18 protein-coding genes are annotated in these 20224 nt (G+C 67.9%); 7 read left to right on the top strand and 11 right to left on the bottom strand.

The window, feature by feature from the left end:
• Positions 1 to 5 precede the first annotated feature (5 nt).
• The 11 genes from frr to ACX9OW_RS01085 all read right to left on the bottom strand — a co-directional run bounded on the left by frr (position 6) and on the right by ACX9OW_RS01085 (position 11000).
• The gene (gene frr / locus ACX9OW_RS01035; protein WP_053518312.1) at positions 6 to 560 is read right to left on the bottom strand and encodes a ribosome recycling factor; all 555 of its coding nucleotides are present in this window, start codon (positions 558 to 560) and stop codon (positions 6 to 8) included.
• A gap of 97 nt (positions 561 to 657) precedes the next feature.
• Positions 658 to 1386, bottom strand: coding sequence for a UMP kinase (gene pyrH, locus ACX9OW_RS01040; protein ID WP_053518314.1), 729 nt, complete (start codon positions 1384 to 1386; stop codon positions 658 to 660).
• A gap of 120 nt (positions 1387 to 1506) precedes the next feature.
• Positions 1507 to 3042: a sensor domain-containing diguanylate cyclase gene (locus ACX9OW_RS01045; RefSeq protein ID WP_053518316.1), complete on the bottom strand. Its 1536-nt coding sequence runs from the start codon at positions 3040 to 3042 to the stop codon at positions 1507 to 1509.
• A 203-nt stretch (positions 3043 to 3245) separates the two neighbouring features.
• A complete protein-coding gene (tsf, locus tag ACX9OW_RS01050) occupies positions 3246 to 4124 on the bottom strand; it encodes a translation elongation factor Ts (RefSeq protein ID WP_053518318.1) in 879 nt (292 codons plus the stop codon).
• A gap of 125 nt (positions 4125 to 4249) precedes the next feature.
• Positions 4250 to 5056, bottom strand: coding sequence for a 30S ribosomal protein S2 (rpsB, locus tag ACX9OW_RS01055; protein WP_053518321.1), 807 nt, complete (start codon positions 5054 to 5056; stop codon positions 4250 to 4252).
• A gap of 219 nt (positions 5057 to 5275) precedes the next feature.
• Entirely contained in the window at positions 5276 to 5974 is a 699-nt protein-coding gene (locus ACX9OW_RS01060) for a fimbrial biogenesis chaperone (RefSeq protein ID WP_459061779.1), read from the bottom strand.
• Between the two features lie 5 nt (positions 5975 to 5979).
• Positions 5980 to 6228, bottom strand: a complete 249-nt coding sequence (locus ACX9OW_RS01065) for a hypothetical protein (RefSeq protein ID WP_229765838.1) — start codon at positions 6226 to 6228, stop codon at positions 5980 to 5982.
• An 84-nt stretch (positions 6229 to 6312) separates the two neighbouring features.
• Positions 6313 to 7359, bottom strand: coding sequence for a Csu type fimbrial protein (locus ACX9OW_RS01070; protein WP_459061780.1), 1047 nt, complete (start codon positions 7357 to 7359; stop codon positions 6313 to 6315).
• Positions 7356 to 9710 carry a fimbria/pilus outer membrane usher protein gene (locus ACX9OW_RS01075; RefSeq protein WP_164150838.1) on the bottom strand — a complete coding sequence of 785 codons (2355 nt, stop codon included), beginning with the start codon at positions 9708 to 9710 and terminating at the stop codon, positions 7356 to 7358. The genes ACX9OW_RS01070 and ACX9OW_RS01075 overlap by 4 nt, the downstream gene beginning before the upstream one ends.
• A gap of 7 nt (positions 9711 to 9717) precedes the next feature.
• Positions 9718 to 10470, bottom strand: coding sequence for a fimbrial biogenesis chaperone (locus ACX9OW_RS01080; RefSeq protein ID WP_065174701.1), 753 nt, complete (start codon positions 10468 to 10470; stop codon positions 9718 to 9720).
• Positions 10470 to 11000, bottom strand: coding sequence for a Csu type fimbrial protein (locus ACX9OW_RS01085; protein WP_053518329.1), 531 nt, complete (start codon positions 10998 to 11000; stop codon positions 10470 to 10472). The genes ACX9OW_RS01080 and ACX9OW_RS01085 overlap by 1 nt, the downstream gene beginning before the upstream one ends.
• A gap of 240 nt (positions 11001 to 11240) precedes the next feature.
• Between ACX9OW_RS01085 and map the strand changes: the two genes are divergently transcribed.
• From map to asnB, 7 genes are all read left to right on the top strand, one after another.
• Entirely contained in the window at positions 11241 to 12017 is a 777-nt protein-coding gene (map, locus tag ACX9OW_RS01090) for a type I methionyl aminopeptidase (RefSeq protein ID WP_111185881.1), read from the top strand.
• 20 nt (positions 12018 to 12037) lie between these two features.
• Positions 12038 to 14650, top strand: coding sequence for a [protein-PII] uridylyltransferase (locus tag ACX9OW_RS01095; protein WP_414488209.1), 2613 nt, complete (start codon positions 12038 to 12040; stop codon positions 14648 to 14650).
• Positions 14650 to 15699: a 2,3,4,5-tetrahydropyridine-2,6-dicarboxylate N-succinyltransferase gene (gene dapD / locus ACX9OW_RS01100; protein WP_053518332.1), complete on the top strand. Its 1050-nt coding sequence runs from the start codon at positions 14650 to 14652 to the stop codon at positions 15697 to 15699. The genes ACX9OW_RS01095 and dapD overlap by 1 nt, the downstream gene beginning before the upstream one ends.
• Positions 15700 to 15701: 2 nt before the next feature.
• A complete protein-coding gene (locus ACX9OW_RS01105; RefSeq protein WP_445393751.1) occupies positions 15702 to 16568 on the top strand; it encodes a hypothetical protein in 867 nt (288 codons plus the stop codon).
• 31 nt (positions 16569 to 16599) lie between these two features.
• On the top strand, positions 16600 to 16971 hold the full coding sequence (locus ACX9OW_RS01110) for an arsenate reductase (RefSeq protein ID WP_180875666.1): 372 nt from the start codon (positions 16600 to 16602) through the stop codon (positions 16969 to 16971).
• A complete protein-coding gene (gene dapE / locus ACX9OW_RS01115; protein ID WP_459061781.1) occupies positions 16968 to 18095 on the top strand; it encodes a succinyl-diaminopimelate desuccinylase in 1128 nt (375 codons plus the stop codon). Before ACX9OW_RS01110 ends, dapE begins: the two co-directional genes overlap by 4 nt.
• 366 nt (positions 18096 to 18461) lie before the next feature.
• Positions 18462 to 20153, top strand: a complete 1692-nt coding sequence (gene asnB, locus ACX9OW_RS01120) for an asparagine synthase B (RefSeq protein ID WP_445393750.1) — start codon at positions 18462 to 18464, stop codon at positions 20151 to 20153.
• Positions 20154 to 20224: the final 71 nt, after the last annotated feature.

Here is a 20224-nt window from a genome sequence, read left to right on the forward strand (position 1 = left end):
CGACTTCAGACCGACAACAGTTCCTTTTCCTTGTCCGCGACGACTTTGTCGACATCCTTGATGTTGCTGTCGGTCAGCTTCTGGATATCGTCTTCGCCGCGCTTCTTCTCGTCTTCGCTGATCGCCTTGTCCTTGACCAGCTTGGCGATTTCCTTGTTCGCGTCCTGACGGATGTTGCGGATCGCGATCTTGGCGCCTTCGCCTTCCTTCTGCACCTGCTTGACCAGTTCCTTGCGGCGCTCTTCGGTCGGCGGCGGCATGTTGATGCGGATCGCGGTGCCCAGCGTATTCGGGGTGAACTCGGCGTTGTACAGCCCCTTCTCGATCTCCTTGATCATGCTCTTGTCGAACGGCGTGACCAGCAGCGAGTGGGCGTCGGCGTTGGAGATCGAGGCGACCTGGTTCAGCGGGGTGCTGGCATTGCCGTAGGCATTGACGGTGACGCGGTCCAGCAGGGCCGGAGTGGCACGCCCGGTGCGGATCGAGGTGAGGGTGTGCTTCAGAGCGTCGATGCTCTTGGCCATGCGCGTCTGCGCGTTGTTCTTGATGTCGTTGAGCATCGCCCGGGTCCTGGATGTAACTGGAATCGGGCGATTATAGGCGAATACGGGACGCTGCCGGGCCTGGATCGGCCCGGGCGTCGCCTTGCGCTCAGGCTCAGGCCGGGTCGCGGCCCTGGACCAGGGTGCCGATGTTCTCGCCGCTGAGGATCTTCAGCAGCTCGCCCGGCTGACCCATGTCGAACACCCGCATCGGCAGATCGCTGTCGCGGGCCAGTGCGAAGGCGGCGGTGTCCATCACTTCCAGGCCGCGGCGGATCACTTCGTCGTAGCTCAGGCTGTCGAAGCGGACCGCGTCGCTGTGCTTGTTCGGATCCTTGTCGTACACGCCATCGACCTTGGTGGCCTTGAGCAGCAGGTCCGCACCGATCTCGATCGCACGCAGGGCTGCGCCGGAATCGGTGGTGAAGAAGGGGCTGCCGACGCCGGCGGCGAAGATCACCAGCCGGCCTTTTTCCAGGTGGCGGATGGCGCGGCGGCGGATGTAGTCCTCGCACACGTCGTTGATCTTGATCGCGCTCATCACGCGGGCCTTGGCGCCCAGCTTCTCCAGGGCGTCCTGCATGGCCAGCGCGTTGATGACGGTGGCCAGCATGCCCATCTGGTCGCCGGTGACCCGGTCCATGCCGCCGGCAGCCAGGCCGGCGCCGCGGAAGATGTTGCCGCCGCCGATCACCAGTGCCACTTCGGCCCCTGCCTGCTGGGCCTCGATCACTTCACGGGCCAGGCGGTTGATGACCTTCGGGTCGATGCCGTAGTCCTCGTCTCCCATCAGCGCCTCCCCGGAGAGTTTCAGCAGGATGCGGCGATAGGCGAGCTTGGACATGGGGACCTCGGGTGCGTGGAAATCGCGGGCGATTCTACGCGCATGCGGCGCCCGGCCAAAGTGTTTTGTGCACTGCGGCGCAAAATCGGCTGGATCGCCCCGCTCATCGGGGCGTCCCGTTCAGCCCGCTTCGAGGCCGGCAGTGGCGGACAGTTCGTCGTGGCCCAGCGCGCCGGGGGAGCGGGCGATCACCCGGTTGCGGCCCAGGTTCTTGGATCGATACAGCACGTCATCGGCGGCGCGCAGCAGGTCCTGCACGTCGGCGAAGCGTTCGTAGCCCCCCTGCGTGGCCACGCCGGCGGAGAAGGTGACGAACAGCGGCCCTCCCTCGAGTTCGGCCATCGGCGTGGCGACGATGTTCGCCAGTACGCGCCGGATCACCTCCAGCGCTACCGATTCGCTGGTATTGGGCAGCAGCGCCACGAACTCCTCGCCACCGAAGCGGGCGACGGTGTCGCTGTTGCGCAGCTGGCCCTGCAGTTTGCCGGCGAAGGCGCGCAGCACCTCGTCGCCGGTCAGATGACCGTGAGCGTCGTTGATCTTCTTGAAGTCGTCCAGGTCGATGAAGGCCACCGAAAGCGGCCAGCCATGTCGGCCGGCGCGCAGGAATTCCTGCTCCAGCACCGCTTCCAGCTGGCGCCGGTTGAGTACGCCGGTCAGAGCGTCACGGTGGGCCTGGTCGGCCAGCCGCTTGGCGCGCGCCTCGAATTCATCGGCGCGTCGCCGTGCTTGGTCGGCATCCTGCAGTTCGCGCAGGTTGCGCAGGGTGGCCAGCTCCTGTGCGTGATCGATCAGTTCGTGCACCCGCGCCGGAGAATTCAGGCCGGCTTCGAACAGGCTGGCGATATCGGGCAGGGCATCGCTGATGCGGGCCAGGACCTGGTCGAAGCGGGCGCTGTCCAGATCCAGGCGGTCATGCACCTGCTGCAGCGCCCGTTCGCGGGCCGCGTCGGCGTCGCCGTCCAGCCAGATGTCGGCGACCGCGCCGGACAGTTGCACGCACGCCTGGAAGGGCGAATCGGCGGCGTCCTCGTCTTCGCTGTGGCTGATGCTCTCCACCAGGTAGCGCGGCAGGCCCCACTGCTCGGCCACCCAGGCGCCGACATCGGCGTGGCTGCAGCCCAGCACGTCGCGCTCGCGGGCAACCAGGTCGAGGTTGTCGCGTGCTTCACGCAGCAGGGGCAGGTAGCGCTCGGCTTCGGCCTGGGCCAGGCACAGCACGCCCATGTCCTGCAGCAGTCCGGCCAGCATCAGTTCTTCCAGGCGGCGCAGCCCGCGCGCCTGGCCAAGCTGGCTGGCGGCCAGTGCACTGAGGATGCTGCGCTTCCAGGCCCGCTGGCGCAGGTCGTGATCGGCACCGCTGCCGGTCAGTCCCTGGGTGACCGTGAAACCCAGCGCCAGACTGATGGTGGCGTTGAGGCCCAGCATGGTCAGTGCCTGGCCGAGATTCTCGATGCGACGCCGGCTGGCATACAGCGGCGAGTTGGCGATGCGCAGCATGCGGGCGCTGAGCGCCATGTCGATGGCGATGATGTCGGCGGCGGTGGCGATGTCCGCTTCCGGATCCTGGGCCAGTTCGATGATGCGCAGGGCAATACCGGGTGGCGAGGGAAGGTTGCGGCAGAGCGCCAGGGCAGCTGTCAGCTCGGGAGGCATGGCGGATCGTTCAATTCCATTAGGGCAAGAATACCTAGGAATTCATCACAGTCTGCGACTTTCTATCCTGCTATGTGACTGAGGATTCCCTGCGCCGAGTATCGGCCTGATTCGCGCGCAACGCAAAGTTCACCGACGGCATAAAAAAAGAGCCGCGGTTCCCCGCGGCTCCTTCTGGTCGCTTCACAGCCGGAAGGCTGGACTCAGACCTGCATCGCCTTGGCAACTTCGGCGGCGTAGTCTTCCACCACCTTCTCGATGCCTTCGCCGACGACCAGCAGCTGGAAACCAGCGACGTCGGCACCGGCGGCCTTGACCACCTGCTCGACGGTCTTGTCGCCGTCCAGCACATAGGCCTGGCCGTACAGCGTCACTTCGCTGACGATCTTGTTGATCTTGCCGCTGATGATCTTTTCCAGGATATCGGCCGGCTTCGACTTGTCCTTCTCGGACATCTTGGCCAGTTCGATTTCCTTTTCCTTCTCGACGAAGTCGGCCGGAACGTCGGCGGCCTTGTTGTGCGGCGGCTTCAGCGCAGCCACGTGCATGGCCAGGCCGCGGGCCAGTTCGGCGTCGCCGCCGACCAGGTCCACCAGGACGCCGACCTTGCCATTGGTGTGGACGTAGGCACCCACGGTGTTGTTGCCGTCGACCTTGGCGATGCGGCGGATCTGGATGTTCTCACCCAGCTTCTGCACGGCCAGGGCGCGGGCTTCTTCGACGGTCTCGCCGGAGGCCAGCTTGGCGGTCTTCAGCGCTTCGACGTCGGCAGCGCCCGATGCCAGGGCGGCAGCGGCAACGGCGTCGACGAAGGTCTTGAAGTTGACGTCGTTGGCGACGAAGTCGGTTTCCGAGTTGACTTCGACCAGCACGGCCTTGCCGCCGTCCTGTGCCAGGCCCAGACGGCCTTCGGCGGCCACGCGGTCAGCCTTCTTGTCGGCCTTGGCAGCGCCGGACTTGCGCAGCAGTTCCGCCGCAGCGTCGATGTCGCCGGCGGCTTCGGTCAGCGCCTTCTTGCATTCCATCATGCCGGCGCCGGTGCGCTCGCGCAGTTCCTTGACCAGGGAAGCAGTGATTTCCACGGGATTACCTCACGAAAGAAAGGGGTTGGGCCGGCATGGTGGCCGGCCCGTATGACATGGTCCTGTCACGCGCCGAGGGCGGCATGCAGGAGGGGTGGGCGCTGGGGCCCACTCCGGGGCCTGGATCAGGCCTGGGCTTCGTCGCCCTTCTTGGCGGTCTTCTTGGCCGGAGCGCGACGGGCCGGCTTCTCTTCGCCTTCAGCGGCGGCTTCAGCGAACTCTTCCTCGCGCACCGAGGCGGCGTGCGGAGCAGCGGCCTTGCCTTCCAGCACGGCGTCGGCGGCGGCACGGGCGTACAGCTGCACGGCGCGGATGGCGTCGTCGTTGCCCGGGATGGCGTAATCGACCAACTCCGGGTTGTAGTTGGTATCAACCACGGCGATCACCGGGATGCCGAGCTTCTTGGCTTCCTTGATGGCGATGTCTTCGTGGCCGATGTCGATGACGAAGATGGCGTCCGGCAGACGGTTCATGTCCTTGATGCCGCCCAGCGAGGCTTCCAGCTTGTCGCGCTCGCGACGCAGGCCCAGCACTTCGTGCTTGACCAGCTTCTCGAAGGTGCCGTCGGTTTCACCGGCTTCCAGTTCCTTCAGGCGGGCAACCGACTGCTTGACGGTACGGAAGTTGGTCAGGGTGCCGCCCAGCCAACGCTGGTTCATGAACGGCATGCCGCAACGCTCGGCTTCTTCCTTGATGGTTTCGCGGGCGCTGCGCTTGGTGCCCAGGAACAGGACGGTGCCGCGCTTCTGGGCAACCGACGAGATGAAGTTCATCGCGTCGTTGAACAGCGGGACGGTCTTTTCCAGGTTGATGATGTGGATCTTGCCGCGGGCGCCGAAGATGTACGGAGCCATCTTCGGGTTCCAGTAGCGGGTCTGGTGGCCGAAGTGGACGCCGGCTTCCAGCATCTGACGCATGGTGACCTGGGGCATTGCAGTACTCCTGATATGGAACCAGCGATTCCGCCCGCGGTATAGGTATGCGGGACGCGTGGAAGCGCGATCGGTTCCGGGGTTGGGCTTCCCTGTTGCCTCCGTGGCCGAACTCCTTGCGGAGCACCCCGGCACGGATGGGGGCAGCAGGTGTGGATTCACCGGTGACGTCCGGTGTGGACGGGGTCCAGCGCACAGGGCGGCAGGACATCCTGGCGATTATAGCCCGGCGGGCGGGTTCACCGCAATTGACGGGTCCCATGCGTCCAGAACGACCTCCCGGCCGTCCTGCAGGCGGGCCCGGAAGCGGCCGCCGAGATAGCCGTCGCGGCGTGCCGGCAACGTCCAGCGCCTTTCCCGTCCTGCCAGCACATAGCCGGCCAGGCCCGGCAGCAGCACGCTGCGATGGCCGCCGGCGGACTCGAATGAAAGCCCGTCCAGGCGCGCATGCAGGCGGCCCGGGTTGTTCAGTCGCAGATGAGTCTGCGACCCGTTGGATTCGACGCGGGCACGCACGGCCGGGCGCACTGACGGCGCAGCCGCACCCTGGAACAGCGGCAGCGAGTAGCGTGGCAGGCTGCTTCTGCCGGGGGCGAGCACGATACGGTAGGCCTGCTCGGCGGCGACCGGTACGGCGCTGCGGGGCAGCAGCCAGACCCGCTGGCGGGCGCCGGGCGTCAGATCCAGTCGGGTCGGACTGGCCAGGATGCGGTCGCTCGGCTGCAGCCGTTCGGCGTCCAGCTGCTGCTCCCACGCCAGGATCTGCACCTCGCCCTGCCAGCGCTCGGGGCCGGGGTTGTGCAGCCAGAGTTCGGTGCGGCCCCCTTCGGCGGGCAGCTGCAGGGTCGTGGGCAGCAGGTCCAGTGCGGCGGCAGGCAGCCCCGGCAGCAGCAGGAACAGGGCAAGGAGTGCGCGCATCGGCATCAGTAGATGAATGTCGGCGCGGCGGAAGCGTCGTCGGTGGGCGAGGCTGGCGCGGGGGCGAGTTCACGCAGCTGTGCCGGCAGCTGCGGGGCATCGCTGCGCTGGTGCGGAACGGCACACGCGCGGCCGCCGGCATCGCCCTGGCAGGCTTCCACTACGACCAGGCGCACCTGCACCGGGGCTGCCGGCTCGGCCCAGGCCAGGGGGGCGGCGAGCATCATCGCCAGGATCGGAACTGCGCGAACCACCTGTCATCCACCGTGCCGGGATACCTGCTGGACGCTATCGGCCGGGCGCGCCGGATCTGTAGGGGCAGGTGCTCGCGGCACCGGTCAGTAGGTGATCGTCACCTGCACCACATCGTTGTAGGTACCTGCCGGCGGCTGGCCGGTGATCGGCGGCACCCGGCCGTAGATCGTCAGCTGCTGCGCACTGCCGGTACCGGTTCCGCTGGCGGTATCGACCGTGAGCGTGTTGCCCCAGCGCTGGTTGCGTGCGCTGTCGCGGTACAGTTCATAGGCCAGGTAGTAACTGCTGCCCCCGATGGTGGTGCGCATGCGCCGGGTCGGGGTGGCCGGGGGATTGTTCTGGCCGTTGTCCAGGCCGATCTGGAATGCCGTGTTCTTCAGGCAGGTCAGGGTCAGGGTGGCGGTCCGGTCGATGTTGCTGGTGATGCTGCCGGTGACGTTGCCGAAGTCCAGAGGGGTGGTGAGGTAGCTGCCGCACTGTGGCAGCACGGTCGCGGTCGCGGTGAAGCTGAAGGCCGCGCTGGCGCTGTTGGTACCGGTGGCGCCGCCGTTGCAGGTGGCCGGTACGGTGGCGTTGCCGAGCAGCACTTCGTTCCAGGCCCAGGTCAGCACCACGTCGGCGCCGCTGAAGGTGCTGCTGTAGTTGCCCGCGGCCAGCACCTGGTTGGCCGGGATCTGTGCGAACAGCTGGGTGGACTGCGCGCCGCTGCCGCCGACCACCAGCGGCACGTTGTAGGCCATGGTCAGCTCCTGCGCTGGCGGCGTACCGCGGGGAACCAGGCCGGTGACCTGGCTGTAGCCGGCATTGTTGTAGAGCTGGAAGTTCAGGGTGTCGGGAGGGGTACCGGTACTGGTGCGCAGGGTCCGCCAGGTGCTGCTGCTGCCACCGCCGCTGCCGGCACCGATGCCCACGCACACGCGCACGCCGGTAGTGGCCAGCAGGCTCAGCGCCGCCGTCGTGCAGGTGACGGTGATGTTCAGCGTGGCCGAGGTGGGCCCGGGGGCATTGCTGTTGACGTTGCCGAACGGCAGGGTGGGGTTGGCGGTGGCCGTGCACACCGCCGCCGCGTGCGCCGGTGTGGCGGCCAGCAGGCCGAGCACGAGCAGCAGTCCGAGCAGGGGCACCTTCATGGCGCCACCTCGGGAATGCACGGTACCGGTGCCGGGCGGGGCCGGGCGCCGCTGGCAGCCACTTCCGGTGTGGCCGGTACTTTCACCCGGCACTGGCTGCGGCTGGTGGTGATGTACAGCACGCTGCCCGGCGCCACGTCCTCCAGGTACAGCAGGCCGTCGTAGCCGACGGTGGCCTGGCGACCCTGCGGCAGCTGCACTTCGCTGCCCACCTCCAGCGGTTGTCCGGCCATGTCCTGCAGGACCAGGGTCAGCGACGGCCGCGAGCGCAGATGGAACGTCACGCCGGTACCGGCGCGCTGGCGCGGCGTCACCCAGTCCTCGACGCGGTCGGCGCGCATGTCCGCCGGCAGGTCGAGAGTGTCGATGGAGACCCGGTTGCGCTGCCACGACAGCAGGGGGCTGACCAGCAGCAGGCCACGGTCGTCGGTGACGCCGATCAGGCGGTTTTCCAGCCGTACCGGGACACCGGCGACGCCGCTGGTGCTGACCACCGCGAAGGCGTCGGAGACCTCGCGGGTGGCAAAGGTGTGCCCGTCCATCCACACCAGGCTGCCGCTGGCGCTGGCATAGGCGTAGTCAATGCCGGCCTGGCGCGATGCGCCGAGCGCGTAACGCCCCACGTCGTTGAGGATGCCGACCTCGGCCAGGCCGCCTGTGCCCTCGTCGCCCCCGCGCACCTGCGCGCGCCAGCCGATGCCGCCGGCACTGCCATCGCCGGGGACCGGCTGGGTGATATCGGCCACCCAGGCCTGGCTGTCGCCGTTGCGCTGGCTGGAGAGGCTGGCCTGGCGGTTGTTGCCGAGGCTCGCGCTCACTGACAGGTAGATGTTGCGGTCGTCGCTGCTGTCCAGATTCTGGTTGACCGAGAGGTAGGCCGACCAGCGCTGGCTCCAGGTGCGCGACCAGAACAGGCTGGCATAGCGGTTGTCGTCGCCATCGGGGTAGCGCAGCCGCAGGTAGCTTGCGCTCAGCGTTCCCAGCCCCAGCAGATCGAGACCGGCAGTGGCCTGTTCGCTGATGCGCGGGGGCAGGTTGTCCTGCAGCGCGCCCAGATCGCGGTAGTCGCCGTGGGTGCGTACGCTGCGCACATTGAAGTTGAAGCGGCGGTTGTTCCAGCTGTAGCCCAATGCCCATTGGCCGCCCTGCAGGCCCTGCAGGCGGCTGTGCGCATAGGCGGCATTGAACACGCCGGCCTCGCCCGCCAGCCACCAGCCACCGACGCCGGCCTGCAGCAGGCCGCCACCGCCTTCGGCGTGCGCTTCGCCGGTAAAGGTGTCGCTGATGCCACCACGCCAGCTGGCGCTGGCCACCGTGCGGCTGTCGTACTCGAAGGAGCGTTCGCCGAACGCTTCGCGCAGTTGTCCGGCACCGACCGACCAGTCCGACAGGCCCTTGGCCAGCAGCTGCTGGGTGCCATAGAAGCTGAAATCCAGCGTCTGCATGCGGCCGAAGGCATCGGTCACCACAACCTGCGCGGTGCCGGTGCCGCTGATGCCCGGCTGTGCCGCCAGCTGGAACGGTCCGACCGGCACCTGGCCGCTGTACTGGCGCAACCCGTCGACGTACAGCTCCACCGTTGACGGCACCACTGCCTCGCCCAGGAAGCCGGGCGTCGGTGTCAGCACGCGGTAGGGCTGCAGCCCGTAGTTGCGTCCGACCTGCACGCCGCCCAGGCGCACCGGCCGGGTCCAGTCGACAAAGCCGCTGTAGAAATCACCGATCTCCAGCGTGGTCGCCGACTCGGGAAAATCCAGTGTCCAGTGCGTATCCAGGCGCACGCTTTCGCTGCGCCAGTGACGGTCGTCCGGCTGCTGGTAGCGACGGGTGACCGCCGTGTTCTCGAAGGTGCCGCTGCCGATGCCGAACAGGCGCAGTTCCGAGCTCAGGGTAAGGTTACCGAGTGCTTCGATGCGGCTGCCGTACACGTCGTAGTTGAGCAGCAGGCCCGGCGAGGCGCTGCCGGCCGGCGTACGCACCTGCGGGCGGCCGAGCAGGGTGGTGGGCAGGGTCAGCTGGTCCAGCGGCACATCCAGCGCCAGTGTCTGCAGCTGGGCGTCGTAGCGCGCGACCACGCCGCTGATCTGATCCAGAAACACCGGTGCATCGCCGGTGGCACTGAAGCCGAGCTGGCGCAGCACCTCCGGACTGGCCTGCAGGCGGCCACGTGCTTCAGTGAAGGGCAGCAGGCCGCGCGGCGTGCTGTTCAGTGAGACGTCCAGGTACAGCGTCTGGCTGGCCGTCAGCGGTGTCGGGGGAGGCAGCAGGGCATCGGCGGAGACGCCGGAGATGCCGGACACGTCGGCGGCCGGAGCCGCGGGAACCCACGCGGCAGCGAGCACCGTGCCCACCACCGCCTCAGCGAGCCGGTGGCGGCGATAGCGGTGTCTGCGTCGACTCGCCATTGATCTTGGCCGTGATCTGGTCGTTGTCCCGGTCGACAGCCGTGCGCTCCACGGGCCAGCGCATCACCTGGCCGGGCAGCACATAGCCCAGCAGGCCGGGGTGGACGATACGCGGGCGTTCGACACTGCCCAGCGCCAGGTCGGCGATCTGCGCGTAGCTGTCGCCGGAATTGCCGATCTCGACGCCGCTGCGACCATCGTCCAGCCGCAGCAGGCGTGCCTGCAGGCGCGGTGCCGGCGTGCCCCCAGCCGGCTGGATGAATACCGGGATCGAATAGCGCAGCACGAACTGCATGCCGCTGGCGCGGGTGGCCAGGTCCGGCACTTCGTCGACGATCAGGCGGTAATGCTGCTGGGAGGCCGGTGCCTCGCTGTCCGTGCGCATCACCCGCACCAGCTGCTGCTGGCCTGCGGCCAGTTCCTGCATCGGTGGGGTGGCCAGCAGTCCATCGGCAGGCAGCAGCTGCTCATTGCCATCCTGCTGGACCCAGCGGAACACCCGCACCTGCAGCTTCACCGGCGCGGTCCCGCTGTTGGTCAGCCACAGCTCGGCGGCACGCTGACGGGGCTCCAGCTGCAGGGTGGTGGGCGCGACCTGCAGACTGGTGGCGGCGGAGGTGGCCATGGCGCTGGCCAGCAGGCAGGCGAGCAACGCCACGCCGGCGGCGCGCCACAGGCGGGGTCGGGACATGGAGGCGTGCTCCATCAATAAGTGATCGTGGCGGTGATCGTATCCAGGTAGTTGCCGGCGGCCGCGTTGTTGGTGCTCAGGTTCAGGATCTGGCCGTAGACGATGTAGGGGACCGCCAGGCCCGTGCCGATGCCGGCCTGGGTATTGGTGCCGGTCGTCGACCCCCAGACCAGGCTGTGTGCCGCGTCGCGGTACAGCTGGTAACCGACGTAGTTGTTGGCGGTCACCGCCGCGTCGGTGTTCTTCATGCGCCGGGTGGTGACGTCGCCGGCCGTACCGGCGTTCGCACCCGCGTTCAGCGCGATCGTATACGGGGTCAGCGCAGAGCACTGGGCGGTCACCGTGCCCTGGCCCAGGGTAGGTATCGCGGTGGTCGATGCGGCGGTACCGAAGTCGACGTTGGTGGCGGCCGCGGCCGTGATCGTGCAGGCCTTGGTGACCACGAGGGTGACGTTGAAGGTGGTGGTATCGGCCGCCAGCGCCGGGCCGGCCAGCAGCAGCGCGGTCATGGCCCCGGCAAGGGAGGAGCGCAGTGGGATTCGCATGGACAACCTCCTTGACCCGAAGGTCCGTTGAACAAGGCGAAGGCGGCACGTTCGAGGCCGCTTCGGCGACGCTGGCGCCAGCTTAGGACCGCCAAGTGTCTGTAATCCGTGATAAACAGGGGCTGCGGAATGTGGGCGCGATCACGCTTTCGCTCGCCTTGCCGGAACTGTGCATGGCCGGGAACGTCCAGTTGGGTGGCGTTCGTTCAGATTGCGGCCGGATCGGCGATAATGGGCGCCATGAGCGTGAATCTGAAAACCCCGCAGGAAATCGAGATGATGCGCATCGCCGGCCGCCTGGCCAGCGAAGTGCTCGACATCGTCACCCCCCACGTCAAGCCCGGTGTCACCACCGAGGAACTGGACCGCATCTGCCATGACCATATCGTCAACGTGCAGGGCGCCATTCCGGCCAACGTCGGCTACCGCGGCTTCCCCAAGACCGTGTGCACCTCGGTCAACAATGTCATCTGCCACGGCATCCCGAGCGAAGGCAAGGTGCTCAAGGACGGCGACATCGTCAACATCGACGTGACCGTCATCAAGGATGGCTGGCACGGCGATACCAGTCGCATGTACTTCGTCGGCACACCGTCGGTGATGGCGCGCCGCCTGGTGGAGACCACCTACGAAGCGATGTGGCGCGGCATCCGCGCGGTACGTCCGGGGGCGACCCTGGGCGACATCGGCCACGCGATCCAGAGCTATGCCGAAGGCGAGCGCTTCAGCGTGGTGCGCGAGTACTGCGGCCACGGCATCGGCAAGGTCTATCACGACGAGCCGCAGGTGGTGCATTACGGTCGCCCGGGGCAGGGCCTGGTGCTGCAGCCGGGCATGACCTTCACCATCGAGCCGATGATCAACGAGGGCACCCGCTACAACAAGGTGCTGCCGGATGGCTGGACCGTGGTGACCAAGGACCGCAAGCTGTCGGCGCAGTGGGAGCACATGATCGCGGTCACCGAGACCGGCGTTGACGTGCTGACCCTGTCGCCGGGCGAATCGCAGGTCTCCTGAGGATGCTGCCGGCGAGTTCGCTGCTGGACACGCCGGCCGCGTCGCTCAACGACCCGGACTGGGCTTCCGCTGCACGGCAGGCCTTGCAGCAGGCCGATGCGCGGCTGTACCGCCGTTTCGACCAGGGCGACAACATCGAGCGCCTGCTGGCGCTGCGCGCGCGCGCGGCCGATCACCTGATCCGGCTGGCGTGGCAGCGCTGCCTGCCGTCCGACAGCGGGCTGTCCCTGTTCGCAGTGGGCGGCTACGGCCGTGGGGAGCTGTTCCCACGTTCTGACATCGATCTGCTGGTGTTCGGCGCGCCGCCAGCGCAGCTCGCCCACGAAGCGGGCCTGGCGCGGTTGTTCGCCCTGCTGTGGGATTGCGGATTGGCGGTCAGCCATGCCGTGCGTTCGGCGGCGCAGTGCCGCGAGGCGGCCGCCGACCAGACCGTGCTGACCGCGCTGATCGAAGCGCGCCCGATCCTGGCCGACGATGCGGCGCGCCGGGCGCTGCGCGAAGCAACCGACGACGACAGCGGACTGTGGCCGGCGCGCACCTTCTTCCTGGCCAAGCTGGAGGAACTGCGCAACCGCCACCAGCGTTTCGGCGATACCGCCGACAACCTCGAGCCCGATCTGAAGGATGGCCCCGGCGGGCTGCGTGATCTCAATACGCTGGGGTGGATGGCGCTGCGCGCGTTCGGCGTTCGCGACCTTGAGGCGCTGGTCGGGCTGGGCCATCTGGGTGCCGACGAAGCCGCGGCGCTCCAGCGCGAGCGCGCGGTGCTGGCGCGCCTGCGCTTCGGCCTGCACCTGGTGGCACGGCGGCCGGAGGAGCGCCTCCGCTTCGATTACCAGAAGACACTGGCCGCGCGGCTGGGTTTTGAGGACGACGCCGAGAACCTGGGCGTCGAGAAGATGATGCAGGGGTTCTATCGCGCCGCTTCGGTGGTGCGCCGGATCAGCGACCGCCTGCTGCAACGCTTCGAGGAGCAGTTCGACGGCGAAGCGCTGCCGGAACCGCTGACCGTGGGTTTCTCGCTGCGCCGCGGCTATCTGGCGGCGAACGAGGCGGCGTGGCCGCGCGGCGACATCGGCCAGGTGTTCGCCCTGTTCGCCGGCTGGGCCAACAACCCGCAGGTGCGTGGCCTGCATTCGCTGACCGCGCGCGCACTGGCCGAGTCGCTGCCGCTGCTGCCCGCCTATGACCAGGCCGATGCCGATGCGCGTGAGCAGTTCATGGCGCTGCTGCGTGGCCAGCGCCCGGTCGACACGCTCTCGCGGATGGCCCGGCTGGGTGTGCTGGGCCAGTGGATTCCCGCGTTCGCCCAGGTCAGCGGGCGCATGCAGTTCGACCTGTTCCACGTCTACACCGTCGATCAGCACACGCTGATGGTTCTGCGCAATATCGGCCAGTTCGCCAGCAGCCGTGCCGACGAGCGCTTCTCGATCGCGCATGAAGTGTGGCCGCGGCTGCGCAAGCCGGAACTGCTTCTGCTGGCCGGGCTGTTCCATGACATTGCCAAGGGCCGCGGCGGCGATCATTCCGAGCTGGGAGCGGTGGATGCGCGCGCGTTCTGCCAGGCGCATGCGCTCAGTGCCTCGGATACCGAACTGGTGGCGTGGCTGGTCGAACAGCACCTGCGCATGTCGGTGACAGCGCAGAAGCAGGACATCGCCGATCCGGCCGTGATCCATCGTTTCGCAACCCTGGTCGGCAGCCGCGACCGCCTCGACTACCTGTACCTGCTGACCTGCGCCGACATCGCCGGCACCAGCCCCAAGCTGTGGAACGCCTGGAAGGACCGGCTGCTGGCCGATCTGTACTTCGCCACGCGGCGCGCACTGCGCGAGGGCCTGGAGCATCCGGTGCCGGCCGCCGAGCGCGTTGCCGAGGCGCGTGACAGCGTGCGCGCGCTGGTACGCGAACAGGGCTATGACGACGCCACGATCGACCGCCAGTTCGCCGTCATGCCTGATGAAGGCTTCATCCGCCTGCGTCCGGAGCAGCTGGCCTGGCAGGCCGCTGCGCTGGTCCCGGTGAAGCAGGGCCAGGCGCTGGTGAAGGTGCGCCGCATCAGCGTCGACGACCCCGCGCTGGAAGTGTTCGTGCATTCGCCGGATCGCGACGGCCTGTTTGCTGCCATCGTGATGACGCTGGACCGCAAGGGCTACGGCATCCATCGCGCACGGGTACTGGACGGCCCCGCGGGCACCATCTTCGATACCTTTGAGGTCAGCCCCGCCGATACCTTCGCCGATGGCAGCAGCGCCAACCTGGAAGCTGCGCTGCGCGAGGCGCTGGCCGGTGACCTGGGCCGTCTGCGCCCGTCGCGGCGGGTGGTGCCGCGGCAGCTGCGTCACTTCCGCTTCGTGCCGCGCATCGAGTTCCGCGATGAGCCCGGCGCAACCCGATTCGCCCTGGTCGCACCCGACCGCCCCGGCCTGCTGGCCGACGTGGCGTTCGTGCTGCGCAACCAGGGCCTGCGCGTGCATGACGCGCGCATTGCCACGTTCGGCGAACGCGCCGAAGACACCTTCGTGATCAGTGACGAACACGACCTCCCCCTGACCGAACCCGCCCGGCAGCAGCTGCATGACGCGATGCTGGCCTGCCTGGACCCTGATCGAAACGCCGGAGACCCCACCTGATGGCCACCAAGCCTGCAAAGAAGACCGCCGCGACCGCCAAGAGCGCGGCGGCCCGAAAGACCACTGCCGCGACGGCCGCAAAGAAGACCGTTGCCCCGGTGAAGAAGGTGGCTGCCGCGAAGAAGCCGGCGCCGAAGAAGGCCCCGGCCAAGAGCGCGGAAGCCGCGCGCGCCGAGACCATCGCCCGCAAGTCGCTGCGCAGGCCGGCCGCGCCGGGCGTGGAAGAACTGAAGTTCGGCATCGAAAGCGCCTTCGAGCGCCGCGCGACGCTGACCCTGCATGAACTGGAGGGCTCGACCCGGGTGCTGGTCAACCGCGTGATCGACGGCCTGGAAAGCGGCGAGTTCCGTGTCGCCGAGCCGGACGGGCAGGGGGGCTGGAAGGTCAACGAATGGCTGAAGAAGGCGGTGCTGCTGTACTTCCGTGTCAATGACATGGCAGTGGTCGACGCCCGTCCGGCCCCGTTCTGGGACAAGGTCGAATCGCGCTTTGCCGGGTACGACGAAGCGAAATTCCGTCGTGCCGGGGTACGCGTGGTGCCGGGCGCGATCGCGCGCCGGGGTACCTACTTCGGCAAGGATGTGGTGCTGATGCCGAGCTTCACCAACATCGGCGCCCATGTCGGCGAGGGCACCATGGTCGATACCTGGGCCACCGTCGGTTCCTGTGCGCAGATCGGCCAGCATTGCCACCTGTCCGGTGGCGCCGGCATCGGCGGCGTGCTCGAACCGCTGCAGGCCAGCCCGACCATCATCGAAGACCATTGCTTCATCGGCGCGCGTTCGGAAGTGGTGGAGGGCGTAGTGGTCGGCCACCACAGCGTGATCGGCATGGGCGTGTTCCTCAGCCAGAGCACCCGCATCTACAACCGCGCCACCGGCGAGATCACCTACGGCTACATCCCGCCGTACAGCGTGGTGGTGTCGGGCTCGCTGCCGAGCAAGGACGGCACGCACTCGCTGTACTGCGCGGTGATCGTCAAGCAGGTCGATGCCCGCACCCGCAGCAAGACCAGCGTCAACGATCTTCTGCGCGGCCTGGCGGACTGACGATGGCTGCGCCGGACGACCTGGCGCAGTCCGCGATCTACCGGCATCCGTTCGACAACGTGTTCGCGCGGATGCTGCCGCGCCTGCTGCACGCACCGCGCTGGACCCGGCTGCGCCGCGCGCTGTCGCGGCGCTGGCCGATGCCGGCGCTGGCCAGCGATGTGCGCGACGTGGTCTACGCGAGCTGGTGGGTCGATGTGCGTCATGCGCCGTCACCGCCGCCTGGCCATCACTACGTGGTCCATGCCGGTCGTACGCCTTACACCATCCTCAGCTATCGCCACGGCCACTTCGGGCCGGCCCTGGCCGGCCCTCTGCGGGCGCTGATGCCATCGCCGCAGCAGAGCAACTGGCGCTGGTACCTGCGCCGCGACGACGATCCGGACGGCACCCCGGTCGTGCTGTTCGACCGCAACGTGATGGATCAGCTGGCCTTCGTCGCCGGTGCGCGTGCCTTCAGCGATGCCATGCAACCTCATCTCTCCGTGCGCTTCGCACATGTGCTTGAGGCCAATGGCGGCGGCCATACCCTGATCGAAGGTGGGCACGGCAGCGCGCCGGCGCTTCGACTGCAGTGGCAGGTTGCCGCAGGCTGGGACGATGCCACGTGGTCGGCGGCCTTTGCCGGCCATGACGCCCTGCTGCGTTTCCTGACCTGCCAGGACGAGGCCATCGCCCGTACCTGTGACGGGCACTGGGCCAGCACCCGCATCGACCTGCCGGTGGAGCTGACCCATCTGCGGCCGCTGCACCTGCAGGGTACGCTGCAGTGTCCACGCCTGCAGGCGATGGGCGTTGCGCTGCCCGACGGGCTGGCCTTCCACCTGCCACGCGTGCCGTTCCGGGTCGTGTCCGAGCGTCTGTTGTGAGATTCTGCCCCTCTGTTTTCCAGCATTGCCGATGGCCATGAGCACCACTGTCTACGGATTGAAGAACTGCGATACCTGCAAGAAGGCGACCAAGTGGCTGGACCGCTTCGGCGTGCCATACACCTTCGTCGACTACCGCGAGACCAAGCCCGGCCCGGAAACGCTGGTCGAGTGGGCCGCGCAGCTGGGCGGCCTGTCCGCGATGGTCAACCGGTCATCGACCACCTGGCGGCAACTGCCGGACAACCGCAAGGCGGCCGCCTCCGATGCCGAGTGGAAGCTGCTGCTGCGCGAGTACCCGCAGCTGATCAAGCGCCCGCTGGTGGTGACGTCCGACGGCAAGGTCAGCCAGGGATTCAGCGACAACGGGTTCAAGGCGCGCTTCGGCGTGGGTGGCGCGTGAGCGCGGTGCTGGACCTGGCCAGCGAGCTGATCGCACGGCCATCGGTCACGCCGGACGATGCCGGCTGCCAGGCGCTGCTTGCGGAGCGGCTGCAGCGTGCAGGGTTCGACTGCGAGCACCTGCGCCTGGGCGACGTCGACAATCTTTGGGCGACCCATGGCAGCGGTGCGCCGGTGCTGGTCCTGCTGGGCCACACCGACGTGGTGCCACCGGGACCGCGCGAGGCCTGGCAGAGCGAGCCGTTCGTCCCGCAGATCCGCGATGGCGTGCTGTACGGCCGTGGCGCGGCCGACATGAAGGGCAGCGTAGCCGCGTTCGTGATCGCGGCCGAGCAGTTCGCCGCAGCCCACCCTCATCATGCGGGAACGCTGGCGGTGCTGCTGACCAGTGACGAGGAGGGCGATGCGATCGACGGCGTGCGCCATGTCGCGCGCCTGTTCGCAGAGCGTGGCCAGCGCATCGACTGGTGCATCACCGGCGAACCCTCGTCGACCGCAACGCTGGGCGATCTGCTCCGCGTCGGCCGCCGCGGCAGCCTGTCGGCGAAGTTGCGCGTGCAGGGTGTGCAGGGCCATGTGGCCTACCCGGAGAAGGCACGCAACCCGATCCACCAGGCGGCGCCGGCGTTGGCCGAACTGAGTGCGCGGCGCTGGGACGAGGGTTACGAGAGCTTTCCGCCGACCAGCCTGCAGATCTCCAACATCCATGCCGGCACCGGTGCCAACAACGTGATTCCGGGCGAGCTGGAAGTGGATTTCAACGTCCGCTACAACCCGCATTGGGATGCGCCGAAACTGGAAGCGGAGATCACCGCGGTGCTGGACCGTCACGGCCTGCAGTACACGCTGAAGTGGCACCGCAGCGGCGAGCCGTTCTACACGCCCGAAGGCACGCTGCGTGCCGCCGCGCGCGCCGTGCTGGCCGATCACATCGGCGGTGCGCCGGAAGAAAGCACCGGTGGCGGAACGTCCGACGCCCGCTTCATCGCGCCCTTGGGCGCGCAGTGCATCGAAGTGGGACCGGTCAACGCCAGCATTCACCAGGTGGACGAGAACGTGCGTGTGGACGAGCTTGAGGCCCTGCCGGGCCTGTACCTGCGGCTGGTCGAGCGCCTGCTGGTGTGAGGCACGACGCCGGGCATGGCCCGGCGCCGCCCTTGGCCGACGGTAGCGCCGGGCCATGCCCGGCGTACGACGCACCTGGTTGCCAACGCAACTGTTGCGCGGCCCCGGAAACCGGGTTAGGGTCGGGTCATGTCGATCCGCCTGGCCACCGCCGTCAACAACAACCGCAATAATCTGCGCGCGAATAATCGTGCGCGGCCGATGCGGGACTGCGCCCTGGGTAGATAGACAGCAACACACGCCCGGACACCAGAAAACCCGCATCGGCCGATGCGGGTTTTTTTGTGCCCGGGCGCAGCGCTACCCGGGCCTGGATGGCCGGTCGAACACCTTGCCCCTCGTAGAACCGACAACAGGAGTTCCCCCATGTGTTCGATCTTCGCAATCTTCGGCCTGCAGGCCGGTGATGATCTTCCCGCCCTGCGCCGGCATGCGTTGGAGCTGTCGCAGCGGCAGCGTCATCGTGGCCCGGACTGGAGCGGCGTCTACCTTGATGAAGGTGCACTGCTGGTGCACGAGCGGCTGGCCATCGTCGATCCGGCGGGTGGCTCGCAGCCGCTGTTGTCGGCGGACGGTCAGCTGGCGCTGGCGGTCAACGGCGAAATCTACAACCATCAGCTGCTCAAGGCCGCGCTGGCCCACCCCTACGACTTCCAGACCGGCTCGGACTGCGAGGTGATCAACGCGCTGTACCGGCAGGGAGGCTCGCCGTCCCGCTGGCTGGAGCAGCTCAACGGCATCTTCGCCTTCGCGCTGTGGGACCGCGATGCAGGTCGCGTACTGGTGGCGCGCGATCCGGTCGGCGTGGTGCCGCTGTACTGGGGGCACGACGCGCAGGGGCGCCTGCGTGTGGCCTCGGAGATGAAAGCGTTGGTGGATACCTGTGCCGACGTTGCCCAGTTCCCGCCGGGTCATTACTACGACAGTGCCAGTGGCGAACTGGTGCGCTACTACCAGCAGCCCTGGCGCGAGTATGCGGACGTTGAAGGGCGCCAGGCCGACCTGGCCGAGCTGCGCGAAGCGTTCGAGCATGCGGTGGAACGCCAGCTGATGAGCGACGTGCCGTACGGCGTGCTGCTGTCCGGTGGACTGGATTCGTCGCTGGTGGCCGCCGTCGCCGCCCGCTATGCCCGCCGCCGCATCGAGGATGGCGGCCAGAGCGAAGCCTGGTGGCCGCGCCTGCATTCGTTCGCGATCGGGCTGAAGGGATCGCCCGATCTGGCCGCCGCCGCCGTCGCCGCCGAAGCGCTGGGCACCGTGCACCACGGCTTCGAGTACACCTTCGAGGAAGGCCTCGACGTGCTCCCCGAGGTGATCCGCCATATCGAAACCTACGATGTCACCACCATCCGCGCGTCCACGCCGATGTTCCTGCTGGCACGACGGATCAAGGCGATGGGGGTGAAGATGGTGTTGTCCGGCGAAGGCAGCGACGAGATCTTCGGCGGCTACCTGTACTTCCACAAGGCACCGGACGCGCGCGAATTCCACCAGGAGCTGGTGCGCAAGCTCGATGCCCTGCACAACTACGATTGCCTGCGTGCCAACAAGTCAATGATGGCCTGGGGCGTGGAGCCCCGCGTGCCGTTCCTGGACCGCGACTTCCTCGATGTGGCGATGCGCATCGACGCCGCGCACAAGATGGTCGGCAGCGGCTTCGGCGGTCGCCGTATCGAGAAGGCGGTGTTGCGTGAAGCGTTCGATGGCTATCTGCCGGACAGCATCCTGTGGCGCCAGAAGGAGCAGTTCAGCGATGGCGTCGGCTACGGCTGGATCGACGGATTGAAGGCGCACGCCGAGGCGCAGGTCAGCGACCGGGTACTGGCCGCCGCCGACAAGCGCTTCCCGCACAACCCGCCGCAGACCAAGGAGGCGTACTACTATCGCCACCTGTTCGAACAGTTCTTCCCGAGCAGGGCCGCGGCCGAAACGGTCCCGGGTGGAAAATCGATCGCCTGTTCCTCGCCGGCCGCGATTGCCTGGGACGCGAGTTTCGCCGCAGCGGCCGATCCGTCCGGCCGGGCGATTGCCGGGGTACACGAGCAGGCCCTGGCGTGACCGGCAGCGCCGGGCTACGCCCGGCGGGCGCGCAGCGTCGGCGCAGGCAAGGACGTATCATCGCCCCCCTG

This window comes from Stenotrophomonas genospecies 5 (assembly GCF_054473825.1).

Bases quoted from the DNA above. Each gene is read 5' to 3' on its own strand.
- ACX9OW_RS01080 (WP_065174701.1), bottom strand. From the start codon at position 10,470: ATGGAGCACGCCTCCATGTCCCGACCCCGCCTGTGGCGCGCCGCCGGC.
- ACX9OW_RS01070 (WP_459061780.1), bottom strand. From the start codon at position 7,359: ATGAAGGTGCCCCTGCTCGGACTGCTGCTCGTGCTCGGCCTGCTGGCC.
- map (WP_111185881.1), top strand. From the start codon at position 11,241: ATGAGCGTGAATCTGAAAACCCCGCAGGAAATCGAGATGATGCGCATC.
- asnB (WP_445393750.1), top strand. From the start codon at position 18,462: ATGTGTTCGATCTTCGCAATCTTCGGCCTGCAGGCCGGTGATGATCTT.
- ACX9OW_RS01105 (WP_445393751.1), top strand. From the start codon at position 15,702: ATGGCTGCGCCGGACGACCTGGCGCAGTCCGCGATCTACCGGCATCCG.
- dapD (WP_053518332.1), top strand. From the start codon at position 14,650: ATGGCCACCAAGCCTGCAAAGAAGACCGCCGCGACCGCCAAGAGCGCG.
- ACX9OW_RS01085 (WP_053518329.1), bottom strand. From the start codon at position 11,000: ATGCGAATCCCACTGCGCTCCTCCCTTGCCGGGGCCATGACCGCGCTG.
- ACX9OW_RS01110 (WP_180875666.1), top strand. From the start codon at position 16,600: ATGGCCATGAGCACCACTGTCTACGGATTGAAGAACTGCGATACCTGC.
- rpsB (WP_053518321.1), bottom strand. From the start codon at position 5,056: ATGCCCCAGGTCACCATGCGTCAGATGCTGGAAGCCGGCGTCCACTTC.
- ACX9OW_RS01060 (WP_459061779.1), bottom strand. From the start codon at position 5,974: ATGCGCGCACTCCTTGCCCTGTTCCTGCTGCTGCCGGGGCTGCCTGCC.
- pyrH (WP_053518314.1), bottom strand. From the start codon at position 1,386: ATGTCCAAGCTCGCCTATCGCCGCATCCTGCTGAAACTCTCCGGGGAG.
- frr (WP_053518312.1), bottom strand. From the start codon at position 560: ATGCTCAACGACATCAAGAACAACGCGCAGACGCGCATGGCCAAGAGC.
- ACX9OW_RS01045 (WP_053518316.1), bottom strand. From the start codon at position 3,042: ATGCCTCCCGAGCTGACAGCTGCCCTGGCGCTCTGCCGCAACCTTCCC.